The 15,198-nt window shown below is 73.3% G+C and carries 16 protein-coding genes; 7 read left to right on the top strand and 9 right to left on the bottom strand.

Translation table 11 applies throughout. The features are described 5' to 3' along the window. The first annotated feature begins 6 nt into the window (after nucleotides 1-6). Nucleotides 7-1,854 (top strand): NHL domain-containing thioredoxin family protein, encoded by a 1,848-nt coding sequence (locus tag ACIQVT_RS23060; RefSeq protein WP_403756968.1) that lies wholly within the window; start codon nucleotides 7-9, stop codon nucleotides 1,852-1,854. Here ACIQVT_RS23060 and ACIQVT_RS23055 read toward each other — a convergent pair. The 3 genes from ACIQVT_RS23055 to ACIQVT_RS23045 all read right to left on the bottom strand — a co-directional run bounded on the left by ACIQVT_RS23055 (nucleotide 1,842) and on the right by ACIQVT_RS23045 (nucleotide 5,474). Then, nucleotides 1,842-2,090 carry a hypothetical protein gene (locus ACIQVT_RS23055; RefSeq protein WP_403756965.1) on the bottom strand — a complete coding sequence of 83 codons (249 nt, stop codon included), beginning with the start codon at nucleotides 2,088-2,090 and terminating at the stop codon, nucleotides 1,842-1,844. The two genes, ACIQVT_RS23060 and ACIQVT_RS23055, sit on opposite strands and share 13 nt — an antisense overlap. Before the next feature lie 131 nt (nucleotides 2,091-2,221). After that, a complete protein-coding gene (locus ACIQVT_RS23050; protein WP_403756961.1) occupies nucleotides 2,222-3,520 on the bottom strand; it encodes a M18 family aminopeptidase in 1,299 nt (432 codons plus the stop codon). A 127-nt stretch (nucleotides 3,521-3,647) separates the two neighbouring features. Continuing rightward, nucleotides 3,648-5,474 (bottom strand): acyl-CoA dehydrogenase, encoded by a 1,827-nt coding sequence (locus tag ACIQVT_RS23045; protein WP_403756958.1) that lies wholly within the window; start codon nucleotides 5,472-5,474, stop codon nucleotides 3,648-3,650. A gap of 287 nt (nucleotides 5,475-5,761) precedes the next feature. On the opposite strand from ACIQVT_RS23045, the gene ACIQVT_RS23040 reads away from it, so the two are divergent. After that, nucleotides 5,762-6,247, top strand: a complete 486-nt coding sequence (locus ACIQVT_RS23040; RefSeq protein ID WP_403756955.1) for an SseB family protein — start codon at nucleotides 5,762-5,764, stop codon at nucleotides 6,245-6,247. Nucleotides 6,248-6,351: 104 nt separating this feature from the next. Then, complete coding sequence (locus tag ACIQVT_RS23035; protein WP_403756952.1) at nucleotides 6,352-7,323, top strand: pirin family protein; 972 nt, start codon at nucleotides 6,352-6,354, stop codon at nucleotides 7,321-7,323. A 153-nt stretch (nucleotides 7,324-7,476) separates the two neighbouring features. Here the strand turns inward: ACIQVT_RS23035 and ACIQVT_RS23030 are convergent, their stop codons facing one another. The 5 genes from ACIQVT_RS23030 to ACIQVT_RS23010 all read right to left on the bottom strand — a co-directional run bounded on the left by ACIQVT_RS23030 (nucleotide 7,477) and on the right by ACIQVT_RS23010 (nucleotide 9,998). Beyond that, nucleotides 7,477-8,085 carry an alkaline shock response membrane anchor protein AmaP gene (locus ACIQVT_RS23030; RefSeq protein WP_403756949.1) on the bottom strand — a complete coding sequence of 203 codons (609 nt, stop codon included), beginning with the start codon at nucleotides 8,083-8,085 and terminating at the stop codon, nucleotides 7,477-7,479. Nucleotides 8,086-8,115: 30 nt separating this feature from the next. Next, nucleotides 8,116-8,805: a DUF6286 domain-containing protein gene (locus ACIQVT_RS23025; protein WP_403756946.1), complete on the bottom strand. Its 690-nt coding sequence runs from the start codon at nucleotides 8,803-8,805 to the stop codon at nucleotides 8,116-8,118. A gap of 52 nt (nucleotides 8,806-8,857) precedes the next feature. Beyond that, entirely contained in the window at nucleotides 8,858-9,271 is a 414-nt protein-coding gene (locus ACIQVT_RS23020; protein WP_403756943.1) for an Asp23/Gls24 family envelope stress response protein, read from the bottom strand. Then, nucleotides 9,268-9,438, bottom strand: coding sequence for a hypothetical protein (locus tag ACIQVT_RS23015; RefSeq protein WP_403757764.1), 171 nt, complete (start codon nucleotides 9,436-9,438; stop codon nucleotides 9,268-9,270). The genes ACIQVT_RS23020 and ACIQVT_RS23015 overlap by 4 nt, the downstream gene beginning before the upstream one ends. A 71-nt stretch (nucleotides 9,439-9,509) precedes the next feature. Then, a complete protein-coding gene (locus ACIQVT_RS23010; RefSeq protein WP_403756939.1) occupies nucleotides 9,510-9,998 on the bottom strand; it encodes an Asp23/Gls24 family envelope stress response protein in 489 nt (162 codons plus the stop codon). Nucleotides 9,999-10,152: 154 nt separating this feature from the next. Between ACIQVT_RS23010 and ACIQVT_RS23005 the strand changes: the two genes are divergently transcribed. From ACIQVT_RS23005 to ACIQVT_RS22990, 4 genes are all read left to right on the top strand, one after another. Continuing rightward, nucleotides 10,153-10,728 carry an RNA polymerase sigma factor gene (locus tag ACIQVT_RS23005; protein WP_403756932.1) on the top strand — a complete coding sequence of 192 codons (576 nt, stop codon included), beginning with the start codon at nucleotides 10,153-10,155 and terminating at the stop codon, nucleotides 10,726-10,728. Then, entirely contained in the window at nucleotides 10,719-11,396 is a 678-nt protein-coding gene (locus ACIQVT_RS23000) for a hypothetical protein (protein WP_403756926.1), read from the top strand. The genes ACIQVT_RS23005 and ACIQVT_RS23000 overlap by 10 nt, the downstream gene beginning before the upstream one ends. Then, nucleotides 11,396-11,773, top strand: a complete 378-nt coding sequence (locus ACIQVT_RS22995) for a hypothetical protein (protein WP_403756923.1) — start codon at nucleotides 11,396-11,398, stop codon at nucleotides 11,771-11,773. The genes ACIQVT_RS23000 and ACIQVT_RS22995 overlap by 1 nt, the downstream gene beginning before the upstream one ends. Nucleotides 11,774-11,904: 131 nt before the next feature. Further along, a complete protein-coding gene (locus ACIQVT_RS22990; protein WP_403756916.1) occupies nucleotides 11,905-12,969 on the top strand; it encodes an AI-2E family transporter in 1,065 nt (354 codons plus the stop codon). On the opposite strand, the gene ACIQVT_RS22985 is transcribed toward ACIQVT_RS22990, so the two are convergent. Then, entirely contained in the window at nucleotides 12,921-15,074 is a 2,154-nt protein-coding gene (locus ACIQVT_RS22985) for a SpoIIE family protein phosphatase (RefSeq protein ID WP_403756912.1), read from the bottom strand. The genes ACIQVT_RS22990 and ACIQVT_RS22985 overlap by 49 nt on opposite strands. Between the last annotated feature and the right edge of the window lie 124 nt (nucleotides 15,075-15,198).

The raw sequence follows: 15,198 nt of genomic DNA, 5'->3' as shown, positions 1-15,198 counted from the left end.
GGGGCCATGACCGCTTCCGCACCCCGACGCGTCCGCGTCCGCGCCCCCGAGCTGACCGGCGGGGGCGGCTGGATCAACACCGGCGGCAAGGACCTGAGACTCGCCGACCTCCGCGGCCGGGTCGTGGTCGTCGACTTCTGGACCTCCTGCTGCGTCAACTGCCTGCACGTCCTGGACGAGCTGCGGGACCTGGAGGACCGGCACCGGGACACGCTCGTGGTGGTCGGGGTGCACTCGCCGAAGTTCCCGCACGAGGGCGAGCACCGGGCGGTCGTCGACGCGGTCGAGCGGTACGGCGTGACGCACCCGGTGCTGGACGACCCGGAGCTGACGACCTGGCAGCAGTACGCGGTGCGGGCCTGGCCGACGCTGGCCGTCGTCGACCCCGAGGGGTACGTCGTCGCCCAGTACTCGGGGGAGGGGCACGCCCCCGCCATCGGCCGGCTGGTGGAGGAGCTGGTGGCCGAGCACGGGGCGAAGGGCACCCTGCGCCGCGGTGACCGCCCCTACGTGGCGCCGGAGCCGGAGCGGACCGCGCTGCGCTTCCCCGGCAAGGCGCTGGTGCTGCCGTCGGGCACCTTCCTGGTCAGCGACACCGCCCGGCACCAACTGGTGGAGCTGGCCGAGGACGCCGGGAGCGTCGTGCGCCGGATCGGTTCCGGTGCGCGCGGGTTCGCCGACGGCGGTCCGCGGGAGGCGTCGTTCGACGAGCCGCAGGGGTTGGCGCTGCTGGACGACGGCACGGTGGTGGTCGCCGACACCGTCAACCACGCCCTGCGCCGCCTGGACCCGGCCACGGGCGAGGTGACCACCCTGGCGGGCACCGGCAGGCAGTGGTGGCGGGGGGCGGCGACCTCGGGGGCGGCCCGGGAGGTGGACCTGTCCTCACCGTGGGACGTGGCGGTGTTCGCCGGCCGGGTGTGGATCGCCATGGCGGGCGTCCACCAGCTGTGGACGTACGACCCGGTCGCCGGCACGGTCGCCGTGGCGGCGGGCACCCGCGACGAGGGCCTGGTGGACGGACCCGCCGCCGAGGCCTGGTTCGCCCAGCCGTCCGGGCTCGCCGCCACCGCGGAGCGGCTGTGGGTCGCCGACGCCGAGACGAGCGCCCTGCGCTGGGTGGACCACGCCGGGCGGGTGCGTACGGCCGTCGGGTCGGGACTGTTCGACTTCGGTCACCGGGACGGCCCCGGCGAGCGGGCGCTTCTCCAGCACCCGCTGGGGGTCGCCGTCCTGCCGGACGGCTCGGTCGCCGTCGCCGACACGTACAACGACGCCCTGCGCCGCTACGACCCGGCCACCGGCGAGGTCACCACGCTCGCCACCGGTCTGCGGGAGCCGGCCGACGTGGTCGTCGCCGGACCGGACCTCGTGGTCGTGGAGTCGGCGCGGCACCGGCTGACCCGGGTGCCGCTGCCGGAGGAGGTCCCGCGGGGGGATCCGACCGCCCGGCGCGCCCGGGGAACCGCGACGGAGGTGGCCCCCGGCCGTCTCCGCCTGGACGTGGTCCTCCCGATCCCCGCGGGCCGGAGGCTCGAGACGGGTCACGGGCCCGCCACCCGGTTGCTCGTCTCCGCCACCCCGCCCGAGCTGCTGCTCAAGGGCGCGGGTGCCGGCACGGACCTCTTCCGGGAGCTCGAACTGGACCCGGCCGTGCCGGAGGGTGTCCTGCACGTGAGGGCGATGGCGGCCTGCTGCGACGACACCGGGCCCGGAGCCGCCGCGCATCCCGCCTGCCATCTCCACCGGCGGGACCGGGACGTCCCGGTCCGGCCCGCGGTCGGAGGTACGGACCGCCTGCCGCTCGTCCTGACGGACCCGGACGAGCAGGAGGCGGTGCGTCAGACGCCGTAGCCGTCGGAGTAGCCGTCGACGCGGTGGTGGTGGGGCTCCTCCTCCACCACCGGTGCCGTCGGCACCACGACGCGACGGCGCCGGGCGATGCCGCTGAACGTCGCCACCCCGATCAGACCCACGGCCATCAGGATCAGCCCGACCACGGTGACGTTGACGCCGTGCATGTGCCAGTCGGTCGCGAACGTCAGGATGGCGCCTATGGCGATGAGGATGATGCATCCGCCGAGACCCATGGGACCTCGCCTCCCCTTCCGGTTCCGGAATCTCCGGTGCCGTGCGGGTACCCGGCGTGGGCCCGACTAGGCCGCGCCGGCGAACTCCCGTACGTCCGAGGGGTGTACGGGAGCCGGCCGGGGCCGCGGGGTCAGCTCTCCAGGAAGGCGGTGAGGGCGTTGGCGAGGAGGAACGGGTCGTCGGCGCCGCACAGTTCGCGCACGCTGTGCATGGAGAGGATCGCGACGCCGATGTCGACGGTGCGGATGCCGTGCCGGGCGGCGGTGATGGGGCCGATGGTGGTGCCGCACGGCATGGAGTTGTTGGAGACGAAGCTCTGGAAGGGCACGTCCGCCCTCTCGCAGGCCGCGGCGAACACCGCGCGGCCCGAACCGTCCGTGGCGTAGCGGTTGTTCACGTTGACCTTGAGGATGGGGCCGCCGTTGACCCGCGGGTGGTGCGTCGGGTCGTGCCGCTCGGCGTAGTTGGGGTGCACGGCGTGGCCCGTGTCGGAGGACAGACAGACCGTGCCGGCGAAGGCGCGGGCCCGGTCCTCGTACGTACCGCCGCGGGCGAACACCGAGCGTTCCAGCACCGATCCGAGCAGCGGGCCGTCGGCGCCGGTGTCCGACTGGGAGCCGTTCTCCTCGTGGTCGAAGGCGGCCAGCACGGGGATGTGGGCGGGCGGGGTGTCCGCGGCGGTGACGGCGGTCAGCGCGGCCACGCCGGCGTGCACGGACAGCAGGTTGTCCATGCGCGGGCCGGCGACCAGCTCCCGGTCCCGGCCGAGGTAGGCGGGCGGTTCCACCGGGTGCGCCATCAGGTCCCAGCCGGCCACCGAGCCCGCCGCGAGCCCGGCCTCCTGCTCCAGGAAGGCGATCAGGTCGCCGTCGCGGACCTCGCCGCCGAGGCCCCACACCGGCTGGAGGTGGCGCTGCTTGTCCAGCTTGAGCCCCTCGGCGGAGACCGAGCGGTCCAGGTGGATGGCGAGCTGCGGCACCCGCAGCAGCGGCCGGTCCACGTCGACGAGGACCGAGGAGCCGTCGCGCAGGGTGAGCCGGCCGGCCAGGCCCAGGTCGCGGTCGAGCCAGGAGTTCAGCAGCGGGCCGCCGTAGATCTCCACGGCGACCTGGCGCCAGCCGTGCGCCCCGCTGTCGGGGCGGGGCTTGACGCGCAGGCTGGGGGAGTCGGTGTGCGCGCCGATGATGTGGAACGGGGTGTGCGGCTCGGCGCCCTCGGGGACGTACCAGGCCACGATCGCGCCGCCGCGCAGCACGTACCGGCCGCCGTGCGTGCCGTCCCAGGCGTCCGTCTCCGCGACCTGCCGGAAGCCTGCCTTCTCCAGCCGCTCGGCGGTGTTCGCGACGGCGTGGTACGGCGTGGGGCTCGCCGCCAGGAAGGTCATCAGGTCGTCGGTGTGGCCGCGGTCGAAGCGGGCTGCTGCGCTCATGGGTTCACCTTAACGACGTGCACGGGCCCGCTCCCGGGGGGAGAGCGGGCCCGTGCGGGCAATCGACGGAAACGGACGCCGGTTTCCGGTTTGCGCCGTGGGCGGCCCGGTCCGGTGCCCCGGCGGCCTAGAAGGCGGCCTCGTCCAGCTCCATCAGGTCCAGCTCGACGCCGGCGGCGACCTTGCGGGCCAGCGTGACGCCCGGCAGGACGTTCGCCGCGAAGAACTTCGCCGCGGCGATCTTGCCGGTGTAGAACGCCTTGTCCTTCGCCGAGGCCGTGGCCAGCTTCTCGGCGGCGATGGCGGCGCCCCTCAGCAGCAGGTAACCGACGACGACGTCACCGGAGGCCATCAGCAGGCGGGTGGTGTTCAGGCCCACCTTGTAGATGTTCTTGGTGTCCTGCTCGGTGGCGGCGAGGTCGGTCAGCATCAGGCCGACGATCGCCTCCAGCTCCACCGCGGCCTTGGCCAGGTGCTCGCGGGCGCCGGCCAAGTCCTCGCCGCCGGTGCCGAGCGCGAGGAACTTCTTGATGTCCTCGGCGAGCGAGTTCAGCGCGGTGCCCTGGTTGCGGACGATCTTCCGGAAGAAGAAGTCCTGGCCCTGGATCGCGGTGGTGCCCTCGTACAGGGTGTCGATCTTGGAGTCCCGGATGTACTGCTCGATCGGGTACTCCTGGAGGAAGCCGGAGCCGCCGAAGGTCTGGAGCGACTGGGCGAGCTGCTCGTAGCCCTTCTCGGAGCCGTAACCCTTGACGATGGGCAGCAGCAGGTCGTTCAGGGCGTGCTCGGCGGTGGCGTCCTCGCCGTTCGCCTCCTTGACCTGGATCGCGTCCTGCACCGAGGCGGTGTGGAGCACGAGGGCGCGCATGCCCTCCGCGTACGCCTTCTGCGTCATCAGCGAGCGGCGCACGTCGGGGTGGTGGGTGATGGTGACCTTGGGCGCGGTCTTGTCCATGAAGTTGGCCAGGTCCGGGCCCTGCACGCGCTCCTTGGCGTACTCCAGCGCGTTGAGGTAGCCGGTGGAGAGCGTGGAGATCGCCTTCGTGCCGACCATCATGCGGGCGAACTCGATGATGCGGAACATCTGGCGGATGCCGTCGTGCTTGTCGCCGATCAGCCAGCCCTTGGCGGGGTGCTTGTCGCCGAAGGTCATCTCGCACGTGTTGGAGGCCTTCAGGCCCATCTTGTGCTCGACGTTGGTGGCGTAGGCGCCGTTGCGCTCGCCGAGTTCGCCGGTCTCGAAGTCGAAGAGGTACTTCGGGACGAGGAAGAGGGACAGGCCCTTGGTGCCGGGGCCGGCGCCCTCGGGGCGGGCGAGGACGTAGTGGAGGATGTTCTCCGACATGTCGTGCTCACCGGAGGTGATGAAGCGCTTCACGCCCTCGATGTGCCAGGAGCCGTCCTCCTGCTGGACCGCCCTGGTGCGGCCGGCGCCCACGTCGGAGCCCGCGTCGGGCTCGGTGAGCACCATGGTGGAGCCCCACTGCTTCTCCACGGCGATCTTGGCGATGTGCTTCTGGACCTCGTTGCCCTCCTCGAAGAGGATGCCGGCGAACGCGGGGCCCGAGGAGTACATCCACACGGCCGGGTTGGCGCCCAGGATCAGCTCGGCGTAGGCCCAGATGAGGGAGCGGGGCGAGGTGGTGCCGCCGATCTCCTCGGGCAGGCCGAGCCGCCAGTACTCGGAGTCCATGAAGGCCTGGTAGCTCTTCCTGAACGACGCGGGTACGGGCGCGGTGTTGGTCTCCGGGTCGAAGACGGGCGGGTTGCGGTCCGCGTCGGTGAAGGACTCGGCCAGCTCGTTCTCGGAGAGGCGGGTCAGCTCCTCCAGGACGCTCTTGGCGGTCTCGACGTCCATCTCCTCGAACGGGCCGGTGCCGTACACCTTGTCGCGCCCCAGTACCTCGAAGAGGTTGAACTCGATGTCGCGGAGATTCGACTTGTAGTGCCCCATGGCGACTGGCTCCGTAGAGAGATCGGCGAGGCACTGACTCCTCGCACCTAGTTCACGTACCAACAAGTAGCTACGATGATGCTACCCGTCGGTAATAAGAAGCAACCCCTGTCCGCCCAAGTGTGAGAAGGGTCTACCCCGCGCCGGTCCTGAACAGGGCCGTCCGCCGGCCCGGGAGCCGGCCGAAGACGGGCGACCGCCCGGTATGCGCCCCGCGCGGGCCCCGCGGCGCCGCCCCGCCCCGGACGGCGCCCTCCCCGGCCCCGCCGCTCGGTACGCTTGCGCGCATGTACGGATACGGCCAGCCGATGGACGGGGGCACTGCCCAGCAGCAGTACGCCCCGCCGCAGCAGCAGATGCCGGGCGGTGCGGGCGGGTACGGCCAGCAGCCGCCGCTCTACCCGGAGCCGTCCCCGCCCTCGCTCGCGGACGCGGTGCGCGCCTTCACCACGGGCCAGCTCGCCGCCGAGGACTTCCAGCAGGTCTTCGCCACCTCGAAGGTGTACTGCCCGCGCGGCGACACCCCCGGCTTCCTGGCCCTGCACAACACCCAGCAGCCGGTGATCCCGATGTTCACCTCCCTCAAGGAGCTGCGCCGGTACGCGGGCAAGGAGTCGAAGTACTTCGTCATCACCGGCGCCGAGGTGATCGACCTGCTGCCCACCGGTTACGGCTTCGTCCTGGACATGGAGGGCGAGCACCGGATGGTCTTCGACGCCAAGGCCGTCGAGCAGATGGTGGACTTCGCGATGCGCCGGATGTACGGCGGCTGATCGGGTGACAGGAAGACCCGGAGGGAATGTCCTCCGGGTCTTCCTTGTTGCGGGCAGCGAGAAGTTCAATAGTCAACTAAAGTGGGCGTACCAAGGAGGTACCCATGCCTGCAGTGACTGTCGAGAACCCGTTGACGCTGCCCCGTGTGACCACTCCCGCCGACGCTGTGGCACGTCCCGTGCTCGCCGTCACGACCGCGCCGAGCGGTTTCGAGGGCGAGGGCTTCCCGGTGCGCAGGGCGTTCGCGGGGATCAACTACCGCCATCTCGACCCGTTCATCATGATGGACCAGATGGGTGAGGTGGAGTACGCGCCGGGCGAGCCGAAGGGCACCCCCTGGCACCCGCACCGCGGCTTCGAGACGGTCACGTACATCATCGACGGGATCTTCGACCACCAGGACAGCCAGGGCGGCGGCGGCACCATCACCAACGGCGACACCCAGTGGATGACGGCGGGCTCGGGCCTGCTGCACATCGAGGCGCCGCCGGAGTCCCTCGTCGTGTCCGGCGGTCTCTTCCACGGCCTCCAGCTGTGGGTGAACCTCCCCGCCCGGGACAAGATGATGGCCCCGCGCTACCAGGACATCCGGGGCGGTTCCGTCCAGCTGCTCACCTCCCACGACGGCGGCGCGCTGCTGCGGGTCATCGCCGGTGAGCTGGACGGGCACGCCGGTCCCGGCATCACCCACACCCCGATCACGATGGTCCACGCGACCCTCGCGCCGGGCGCGGAGATCAGCCTGCCCTGGCAGGAGGAGTTCAACGGCCTGGCCTACGTCCTCGCGGGTCGCGGCACCGTCGGTGCGGAGCGCCGCCCGGTCCACATGGGCCAGACGGCCGTCTTCGGCGCCGGGTCCTCGCTGACCGTCCGCGCGGACGAGCGGCAGGACTCCCACACCCCCGACCTCGAGGTCGTCCTCCTCGGTGGCCGGCCGATCCGTGAACCCATGGCGCACTACGGCCCGTTCGTCATGAACACCCGTGAGGAGCTCCAGCAGGCCTTCGAGGACTTCCAGAAGGGCCGTCTGGGCACCGTCCCGGCGGTGCACGGCATGACGGAGGGCGGGCTGTAGGGCTCTCCTCGGCGGGGTCACCCCCCCGTGTTGACGGGCCAGGTCATCGACCCGCGGTGATGGTGGCCGCGCTACGGTGGCCCGGCCCTGCGCGGTGACCGGCGGTGCGTTCGTTCGTCGAGGGAACGCGGACACGAGGAACGTCCGGTCTCCTCATTCCGCGCGGTGCGGTTTGCGGGACGCGACCTGTAGGCGGACCTCGGTGGGCATGCCGGGCAGGCCGGTGGACCGACGGGCGGTGCGGAGCGGACCTTCGCAGAGGGCACCGAGAGCGGCACCGGGTGCGGCCTGCGGGGTGAGGGTGAGCCGGACGTGGGCTCGGGGGTGGGTGGACCGGCCGGTGACGCGTACGGCCGCGTGCTCGGACTCCGGCAGGGCGCCGGTCTCGGTCGCGATCGCGTCGCTCAGCGCGCGGTCGCGCAGTTCGACGCCTTCCCGCGGGGGTGAGCCGCCGACGGACAGTGCTCCGGGGTGGCGTCTGCGCAGCTGGATCAGCAGCCACCACAGGGCGAGCAGGGCGACGAGGGCGAGTGCGGCGATGACCGCGGGCCACCACCACCAGCCCTGGCTGCTCCAGCGGGCTCGGTCGGCCGAGCCGAGCAGGACGTCGCCCGCGGTGGTCAGGGGCCAGCCGCCGGGCGGGCGCAGATCGTGCCGCCGGTAGAGGTCGAGTCCGGCGAAGAGCACGAGCAGTCCGCCGCCGAGCAGGACCAGTCCGGCGAGGGCCAGCAGACTGCGGTTGAGTACGTGTCGCGGCGTCATGGTGCGGGCTCCCGGTCTGCGGGTTCTCGGTCAGTCGGTGCGTCGCCGCACCCGTACGACGATGCGGGGAGGGCGGGCGAGGGCCAGCCGGTCACGTTCCTCGCCGAGGACGGCGGTGAGGTCGTCCTTCACCTGCCCGAGGTCGCGGAAGCGGACGTCCGCGCGGGCTCTGACGCGATGGCGGCGCACCCGGATGCGGGCCTTGCCGACGCCGGGCACCCGCAGGGCGGCGTCGCGCAGCAGCTCGGCCGCGCCGTCGCGGTCCAGGGAGGCCCGTACGCCGGGCGCGGGGGAGCGCAGGGGAAGCCAGTGGCGGAGCCCCGGGGTGAGGGCCAGGACGATCAGCCAGACGCCGAGCGCGGCGGCCACGGAGGCTCCCGCCAGCATCCAGACGTCGTCCACGGAGCGTGTGGCCAGTTCGTCGGCCAGCTGCCGTCGCCAGGCCGCCGCCGGGCGTCCCACCCGTACGGCGATGACGTCGACCAGCGCGGCGGCCGCCGCCACGAGGATCGCCGAGGCGACCAGCGCGGCCGGGACGCGGCGCGCGGACCACGGCCGGTGGGTCCGGCGCCCTCCGCCGTGCTCACCGGTGGTCGGGTTCTCGGCGGGCGCGTCGCGTTCGGGCGGAACGGGCTCCTTCGCCGACTTCGCCGACGGAACCGTGGCCCGATGCGCGGAAGGGTCGGAGCCGGGGCCGGGAGGACCCGGGTCGGGTGTCATCACGGAGCCCCTTCCTGCACGGCGCACCCGGCGACCCGGGCTGCGCGGCCTCTCACCGGACCCGCCCCCGGCCCGCGTCGGCGGCGGTCAGCAGCCGCCGCACGGTGAGGGTGACCTCCGCCACCCGGAAACCGGTCAGCCGGGCCACTCGTTCGGCGACGTCCTGCTGGATCCGCTCGCAGACACCGGGGATGTCGGTGGGATAGGGCAGGTCCATGGTGAGATGCACGCGCACCGATCCGGCACCGACGGCGGCGGAGGCGCTCGGCGTCATGGGCGCGCCCCGGTCGGGTGGTACGGCGGCGCGCCGCGACTGGGCCGTGCGTGCGGCCTGGACGGCGACGCGGGCGACCACCCTGCCCGGGATGACGGTGGCGCCCCGTTCGGCCGGGGGCGGCAGACCGGCGGCCCGTTCCGGCGGGCCGGACCCCTCGCCGACGGATGGGGAACCGGGCCTGGTCCTCACCGCTGTCTCCGTGTCCGGAGGTCGAGGTCGCCCTGCACGGCGAGGCCGACGATCAGGCCGGCCGTCCCCAGGACCAGAACCAGCAGAAAGGCCCAGAAGCCGCCGAAGTAGCCGGCGAAGCCCAGGGCCATGCCGCCCACCAGGCCTGTGGTTGCTGCGTTCATCATGCACTCACCCGTCTCGCGAACGTACGTCACCGTTCCCGCGATGACCCGCGCCCTCGGGGCGCGGCGGTGGATCACCTCACGCGGCCCTCTTCCGGTTCGGCTTCTTCCCTCTCGTCGGGAAGGTGGACGTCGTCGACGGCGATGTTCACCTCGACGACCTCGAGTCCCGTCATCCGTTCCACGGCGCCGATCACGTTGGTGCGTACGTCACCGGCGACGTCGACGATGGAGACGCCGTACTCGACGACGACGTCCAGGTCCACGGCGGCCTGGCGCTCGCCGACCTCGACCTTCACCCCTCGTGTGACGGCTGCGCTTCCGCTTCCGCCGGGGACGCGTTCCCGCATCGCCCCGAAGGTGCGGGACATGCCCGCCCCGAGGTTGTGGATCCCGGGTGTCTCGCGGGCGGCCATGCCCGCGATCTTGGCCACCACACCGTCCGCGATGGTGGTCCTCCCCCGTGTCTCGGCCGGAGCCCCGGCCCCGGTACGGCCCTTGAGCGCGCTCACGCCCGCATCGGACCCGCCGCCCCCGCCGACGCTGGTGATGTTTTCCGTCATGGCGGTCGCCTCGATCGGTCGGCCGGACGCCGGTGCGGCGTCCGTCGAAAGGTTGGACACGCGGGGCGGCACGGTCCTCACGTTCCAGATGTGTGATGTGCATCACACGTCTGGCCGAGGGGTACCCGTCCGTCCGAGCCTGCGTGGGAGCGTCATGACCGAACGCACTGTTGCTCCATGGCTGCGATGCGACCTGCCGGACCGGCTGCTGGCCGTACGCGCGGCCGAAGGGGACGAGGACTCCTTCGCCGTTCTCGTCCGGCGGCACGGCCGGCCCCTCCTGGCCCTGGCCGGCCACCTGCTCGGCAATCCCCAGGACGCCGAGGAGGCCGTTCAGGACGCCTTCGTCAGCGCCTGGCGGCGACTGCCGGAGTACCGCCACGACGCGGAGTTCCACACCTGGATGTACCGGATCACCGTCAACCGCTGTCTGACCGTGCGCCGCCACCGGCCACCCCCCCTGCCCTTGGACAGCGTCGCCGAGCCCGAGGCGGGGAACGCCTGGAGCCAGCCCGCCCGGACCGCCGAGCAGGAAGCGGCCACCACCGCCCTGTCCCGGGCGCTCTTCGAGCTGGACGCCGGGCAGCGGATCTGCTGGATCCTGCGCGAGGTGCAGGGCCTGTCCTACCGGGAGATCGCCCAGGTGACACGGAGCAGCGAACAGACGGTGCGCGGCAGACTGTACCGGGCGCGCCGATCCTTGCAGGAGGCGATGAGCCCATGGCGCTAGACGATCCGAACGCACGGCTCTCCCGGGCCCCCGAGGCGGACGGATCCCGCACCGGCCCGGCCGTCGAGGACATGCCCCCGTTCGCCGGTGACGAGGTGCTGCCCTGCGGCCGCCTGCTCAGCCGGGTCTGGGAGCAGGCGCGGGACGCGCCGCCGGCCGCGGACCCGCACACCGTCTCCTGCCCTCATTGCCACGAGGCCGTCGAGGGACTGGCCCCGGTGAACGCGGCCACCCGGGGGCTGCGCGCCGAGGGCACCCGGGGCCTGCACGCACTGGTCGGCCATGTCATGGACATCGTCAGGGCGGAGGTGCGGCTCGGTCGGCTGCTGCCCCTGGCCGACCCGGACCGCGACCTGCGGATCGCCGAGAGCGCCGCCGCGAGGGTGTTGCGGCAGGCCGCTGACACCGTCCCCGGTGCCAGGTCCGCGACCTGCCGGCTCGTACCCGAGGGCGAAGGCACCGGCGTGCGGGTGACCATGACGCTGGCCGCCGCTCTCGACCGCCCGCTGCCCTGCCGGGTCCACCAGGTACGCCGATCGGTCCTCGACTCGGCCGGACAGGACCTGGGGCTCGCCGTGACGGCCGTCGACATCACCGTGTTCGACGTCCTCGAGCCGGAGCCGGAGCCGCCCCCCGGTCCCGGTCTCCCGGCCGGCGGGGGTGCGTGATGACCGCCGTCCACCCGAACAGGCTTCCCGGCGTGGCGGCCGAGGCGGCCCTCGCGACCCCCGGCGTGGCCGGACTGCACCCCCGCCTCGCCCACCGCCTCGCGGCAGCCGCCACCCCCACCCGGACGGACACCACGCCTCCCCGCACGTCGCCCGAGGCGGGTGTCCGCGCCGATCCGGCGCCGGACGGTTCGGGATGGCACATCGAGGTGCGCTGCGTCCTGGACGAGGGCCGGCGGCCGCTGGACATCGCCCGGGACGTCCACGACCGCGTGGCGGCGGCCGTCAGCTCCCACCTCGCCGCCCTCGGTGCCGCGCAGCGGGTCACGGTCGCGGTCACGGTGACCCGTGTCGGACCCCGGCGCGAGGTGGCATGAGCGTCGGGTCGTGCTCCGCACGGCGGTCCCGGCCGGCGGACACCGTGCCGGCGGAGTCATCGTTCCCGCGGGCTCACCCGCCCGGCCCCGCGTCGTAGGACAGGTGCCGGGGTCTGTGGTCGGGTGGGGGTGTGCTCCTGTTGCCCGAGGCCGTCCGGCGGTTCGCCGCCTGGTGCGCCGTGCTGCTGCTCGCCGCCGCCGTGGGCTGGGTCGGGGTGCGGCTGTGCGGGGAGCTGCGCACGGCCGTCACGCCGGTGCTGCTCGCCCTGCTCGGGACCGCGCTGCTCGGGCCGCTGTACCGGCGGCTGGTGCGGTCCGGGGTGCAGCCGTCGGTCGCGGCCGGGCTGACCTGCGTCGCCGTGGTCGCGGTCGTCGGCGGCGCCCTGTACATCATCGTCACCGCGCTGATCGACACCGGTGGGCAGATCGCCGCCTCGCTGCGGAACGCCGCCCACGGGGTCGCGCGGCACTTCGGGACCGGCGGGGCCCGGCTCGGTGACCTCTCCGGCAACGCGCGCACGCTGCTGGGGAAGTTCGGCTCCAGCGCCGTCTCCAACGTCATCAGCGGGGTCGGTGTCGTCGGCGAGACCGTCGCCATGGCCGTGCTCGCCCTGCTGCTGGTCTTCTTCTTCCTGCGCGACTCCGACCGGGCCGTCGCCGCCGCCAGGTCCCTCGCACCCGGCGGCACCGCCGACACGGTGGAGGCCATCGGCCGGCGCGCCTTCGCCGCGGTCGAGGGGTTCATGCGCGGGACCACCCTCATCGCCCTCATCGACGCCCTGTGCATCACCGTCGGCCTGCTGGTGCTGAAGGTGCCCGGCGCCGTCGGGCTGGGCGCGCTCGTCTTCGTCGGCGCCTACGTCCCCTATCTGGGGGCGTTCGTCTCCGGTGCGGTGGCCGTGCTGGTCGCCCTCGCCGACCGGGGGTTCGTCATCGCGCTGTGGGTCCTCGGGGTGGTGCTCGCCGTGCAGCTGCTGGAGGGGCACGTGCTCCAGCCGGTGATCCAGAGCCGCACCGTGCAGATGCACCCGGCCGTGGTGCTGCTGGCGATCACCGCGGGCGCCTCCGTCGCGGGCGTCCTGGGCATGCTGCTCGCCGTTCCGCTGACCGCGGCGGCCTTCGGGGTCGTACGGGAGCTGCGGGAGCGTCACCCGGCCGGGTCCGGGCCGTCCGCCGGCGCGTCCGGCGGCTCGTAGAGGACGAACCAGATGCTCTTGCCCTCGCCCCGCGGGTCGACCCCCCAGGCGTCCGCGAGGAGCTCGACCAGCATCAGTCCGCGGCCGGAGGAGGCCAGTTCGCCGGGGCGGCGCTTGTGCGGCAGGTCGTCACCGGTGTCGTAGACCTCCACCCGCAGCCGACGTCCGCCGCCCTCGCCCGTGAGCTCGGCGAGCAGCAGCGCGTCGGCGTCGGTGTGCACCAGCACGTTGGTGACCATCTCGGAGACCAGCAGCACCGCCGAGTCCACCTGTTCGGCCGAAGCCCAGTCGTGCAGCAGGTCGCGCAGGTACTGGCGGGCCTCGGCGATCCGCTCGGGCTCGTCCTGGCCCACGGACAGCAGCGTGCGCCGCACCTTGGGCCGTACGGCCGTGCCCGGGACGGAGGCGGCGCCGCAGCCGCCGTCCTGCCCGGGCCGGCAGAGCAGCAGCAGCGCGATGTCGTCCTCGCGGCGGTCGGCCAGCGGGCCGGTGGTGTGGTGGGAGGACGGCCCGTGCACGCCCTGCACCAGCGCGTCGGCCAGCGTCTCCGGGTCGTCCTGGTGTTCCTCCAGGATCGCCCGCAGCCGGCGCCAGCCGCTGGCCATGTCGTGGCCGCCGGTCTCGATCAGCCCGTCGGTGCACAGCATCAGCGTCTCGCCGGGTTCGAGGGCGAACCGGGTCGTCGGGTAGTCGGCGTCCGGGTCGATGCCGAGCGGCAGCCCGCCCGCCGTGGGCCGCAGCATGACGGTGCCGTCGGCCATCCGGATCACCGGGTGCGGGTGCCCGGCGCGGGCGATCTCCAGCATGCCGGTCGCCGGGTCGACCTCGCCGTACAGGCAGGTCGCGAACCGCAGGTCGGTCATCTCCTCGTCATGGGTGATGCCGTGCAGGAAGCGGGAGGCGCGGGTGAGGACCGCGTCCGGGCGGTGTCCCTCGGCGGCGTAGGCGCGCAGCGCGATGCGCAGTTGGCCCATGAGCCCGGCCGCCCGGACGTCGTGGCCCTGCACGTCGCCGATGACCAGCGCGAACCGGCCCGAGGGCAACGGGATCATGTCGTACCAGTCGCCGCCGACCTGGAGTCCGCCGCCGGTCGGGATGTAGCGGGCGGCCACCCGCATGCCCGGGATCTCGGGGCCGAGCGAGGGCAGCATGGAGCGCTGGAGGCCGTCGGTCAGCTCCCGCTCGGACTCGGCGGTGCCGGCCCGGGACAGGGCCTGGGCGAGCATCCGGGCCACCGTGGCCAGCACGGCCCGCTCGTCGGGGGTGAACGCCACCGGATAGGTGAAGCCCGCCATCCAGGTGCCCATGGTGCGCCCGGCCACGGTCAGCGGCAGGAACGCCCAGGACCGGCGGGCGAAGTGCCGGGCCAGCGGCCAGGTGGCCGGGTAGCGCGCCCGGTACTCCTCGGGGGAGGACAGGTAGACCGCGCGGCCGGTGCGGACCACCTCGGTCGCCGGGTAGTCGGTGGTCAGCGGCATGTACGCGAAGGGGCCCATGTCGCCGGGCTGGTGTCCGTGCTGGCCGGTGATGGTCAGCCGGTCGCCCTCGACGCCGAACAGGATGAGTCCGTCCGGGGTGAATCCGGGCATCGACAGACCGGCCACCACCCGGAGCACCTCCTCCGTGGAGCGGGCCTCGGCCAGCGCCCGGCCCGCGTCCAGCAGGAACGCCTCCCGGGAGCGCCGCCAGTCGCCGGTGACCGCGCTGCGGGCCGCCGCCGTGCCCGGGATCGGCTCGGTCACCTCCTGAAGGGTGCCGATCAGCTCGTAGGCCCGCCGCTCGGGGTCGAAGGACGGCTTGGACCGGCTGCGGACGACCCGCAGGACGTCGCCCTGCTCGTCCATGATCCGGATCCGGACCTCGGCGAGGGTGCCCTCGGCGGCCGCCAGCGGCACCACGCCGGTGATCTCGTTCCAGTCGACCGGGTGCAGCCGGGCCCGGGTCTGGGCCTCGGTGAGGGTGGTCCGCTTCGCGGGCAGACCGAGCAGCCGCGCCGCCTCCGCGTCGACGGTGACCAGCCCGGTCGCCGTGTCCCAGTGCCACATCCCGGTCGCGAGGGCGGCGAGGACGTCCTCGACGGACGGGAGGGGCTCGCCTGTGCGCATTGCCCTACTTTAGGGAGAGATGAACCGTAAGTGCCACTGTAGCCGCACGGACGGTAATGGTGGGGAGCCGGTATCGGCCTGCCCGGTACCCTTGACGGGTCCGGGCCCCGTGCCCGTTCCCGCC

This window comes from Streptomyces sp. NPDC100445 (assembly GCF_044759735.1).
GTDB lineage: Bacteria > Actinomycetota > Actinomycetes > Streptomycetales > Streptomycetaceae > Streptomyces.
The sequence above is the reverse complement of the archived record's forward strand: the minus strand, read 5'-3'. Positions and strand labels throughout refer to the sequence as shown.

Excerpts from the sequence above, each read along its gene's own strand:
- ACIQVT_RS23060 (WP_403756968.1), top strand. The coding sequence starts at position 7 with ATGACCGCTTCCGCACCCCGACGCGTCCGCGTCCGCGCCCCCGAGCTG.
- ACIQVT_RS23055 (WP_403756965.1), bottom strand. The coding sequence starts at position 2,090 with ATGGGTCTCGGCGGATGCATCATCCTCATCGCCATAGGCGCCATCCTG.
- ACIQVT_RS23050 (WP_403756961.1), bottom strand. The coding sequence starts at position 3,520 with ATGAGCGCAGCAGCCCGCTTCGACCGCGGCCACACCGACGACCTGATG.
- ACIQVT_RS23045 (WP_403756958.1), bottom strand. The coding sequence starts at position 5,474 with ATGGGGCACTACAAGTCGAATCTCCGCGACATCGAGTTCAACCTCTTC.
- ACIQVT_RS23040 (WP_403756955.1), top strand. The coding sequence starts at position 5,762 with ATGTACGGATACGGCCAGCCGATGGACGGGGGCACTGCCCAGCAGCAG.
- ACIQVT_RS23035 (WP_403756952.1), top strand. The coding sequence starts at position 6,352 with ATGCCTGCAGTGACTGTCGAGAACCCGTTGACGCTGCCCCGTGTGACC.
- ACIQVT_RS23030 (WP_403756949.1), bottom strand. The coding sequence starts at position 8,085 with ATGACGCCGCGACACGTACTCAACCGCAGTCTGCTGGCCCTCGCCGGA.
- ACIQVT_RS23025 (WP_403756946.1), bottom strand. The coding sequence starts at position 8,805 with ATGACACCCGACCCGGGTCCTCCCGGCCCCGGCTCCGACCCTTCCGCG.
- ACIQVT_RS23015 (WP_403757764.1), bottom strand. The coding sequence starts at position 9,438 with ATGATGAACGCAGCAACCACAGGCCTGGTGGGCGGCATGGCCCTGGGC.
- ACIQVT_RS23010 (WP_403756939.1), bottom strand. The coding sequence starts at position 9,998 with ATGACGGAAAACATCACCAGCGTCGGCGGGGGCGGCGGGTCCGATGCG.
- ACIQVT_RS23005 (WP_403756932.1), top strand. The coding sequence starts at position 10,153 with ATGACCGAACGCACTGTTGCTCCATGGCTGCGATGCGACCTGCCGGAC.
- ACIQVT_RS23000 (WP_403756926.1), top strand. The coding sequence starts at position 10,719 with ATGGCGCTAGACGATCCGAACGCACGGCTCTCCCGGGCCCCCGAGGCG.
- ACIQVT_RS22995 (WP_403756923.1), top strand. The coding sequence starts at position 11,396 with ATGACCGCCGTCCACCCGAACAGGCTTCCCGGCGTGGCGGCCGAGGCG.
- ACIQVT_RS22985 (WP_403756912.1), bottom strand. The coding sequence starts at position 15,074 with ATGCGCACAGGCGAGCCCCTCCCGTCCGTCGAGGACGTCCTCGCCGCC.